Origin of the sequence: Saccharophagus sp. K07 (genome assembly GCF_014336955.1) — a bacterium.
Taxonomy (GTDB): domain Bacteria; phylum Pseudomonadota; class Gammaproteobacteria; order Pseudomonadales; family Cellvibrionaceae; genus UBA5868.
Window position 1 is genome coordinate 1 of record NZ_QRAI01000016.1, and the last position, 1,392, is coordinate 1,392.

A 1,392-nucleotide genomic window follows, 5' to 3' on the forward strand; every position below is an offset into this window, starting at 1 on the left:
TGCCGGAGTTGGACCTATATTATTACCGTGCGAGAATCTACAATCCGGCGCTCGGGCGGTTTTTGCAAACCGATCCTGTGGGGTATGAAGATCAGATGAATCTTTATGCTTATGTGGGAAATGATCCAGTCAATATGATAGATCCAACTGGAAAATACGGCAGGGGTACGGGATTCACGGACGAGCAATGGAAAAAGTTTGATCAGGCCCAGCAAGCGGCAGCCAACGCTATGGATAAGACGGCTTCAAAACTGAACGCCAAAGCGGACAAATTAGATGCCAAGGGAAAAGCAGGAGGTGATGCACTCAGAGAAAAAGCGAGTGCTCTCAGTTCTGGAGCAGCTGCGCTGAAAAGCAATGGCTCAGATGGAAAAATGGCGAACGGCTACAGCAAAGAAGAGTACGCAAAACTACCTAATGCAACAGCAAATGGTGCAGCATCTGCTCCTGTCGGCGGCAACATTATTAATGTTAACCTTGGCGCCAAGATATGGACAACTAACCAAAACGTGTCAACTCAGCAACAATGGGTTGTAGGCCACGAGTCTTTGCATACCGCTGGCCTTTATCATCAGTATTTTAATAATCAAGTAGGGTATAGATTTGGATCGCCTGCGCAACGAGAAGCATTCGATGCGCTGGAAGGAACAACCAATCCAGACAATTTAATGCAGCTGGTTTATCCAGGATTCTAAGGGCGATGATATGAAAAACATCCTGTTAACTTTCATGCTCACGATGCTGTTCGGCTGCAGCCTCTACGAGAAATTTGAGCGCTGCGAGGCGCCTAGGATCAATAAGGACTATTTGTTCTCCTATACAGATCATCCGCAGGAAAAGAAAATGTCGATTGAGATTCAATCCAACAGCAGCTTCCCTATGTGTATGACCAACTCCACTTGGCCATCACACCAAGGTCAGCTGGATGGTGCCGCACAAAGAGTTTTCATTGTAGTGAATGGCAAAAGATACCCTTATAAGAACTACGAGATGAATTATTGCCCGTTCCGAGAATGCGCTATTGAAGTGACGAAACGAAATCGAGTGCAAGGAGACATTTTCTATAAAGATTTTCATCTGCCTGAAGAAATTTATGATGAGCCCAAAGAGCTTATTTTTGATGCTGAGCCTTTTTGGTGTGCTCAGGGTGAATGGATGGATTGACTGGATAAAGTCTGTTTGATCCATAGCCACAACGGCAAGATTTACCTCACCCGATAGGATGGTCAAAAGGCTCTTTCCTCCACCTGTCCAATTTATTGCGCAATACAACAAAGCCCGACGAATTCCTTCGCAGGGCTTTTTATCATCGCGTACACAGATCTCCTTGCAACTGAGGCAATTCCGCATTGCCACTTCCTTTCTTGCCCTGCATACCAAAAGTGACCATCT

General features: G+C 45.7%; 2 protein-coding genes. Both read left to right on the forward strand.

The annotated features are described in order from the left end of the window. A partial coding sequence (locus DWB84_RS18750) for an RHS repeat-associated core domain-containing protein (protein WP_187411351.1) occupies positions 1-695 on the forward strand: 695 nt, incomplete at its 5' end. Positions 696-705: 10 nt separating this feature from the next. Continuing rightward, positions 706-1,164, forward strand: a complete 459-nt coding sequence (locus tag DWB84_RS18755; protein ID WP_187411352.1) for a hypothetical protein — start codon at positions 706-708, stop codon at positions 1,162-1,164. Positions 1,165-1,392 lie beyond the last annotated feature (228 nt).

Excerpts from the sequence above, each read along its gene's own strand:
- DWB84_RS18755 (WP_187411352.1), top strand. The coding sequence starts at position 706 with ATGAAAAACATCCTGTTAACTTTCATGCTCACGATGCTGTTCGGCTGC.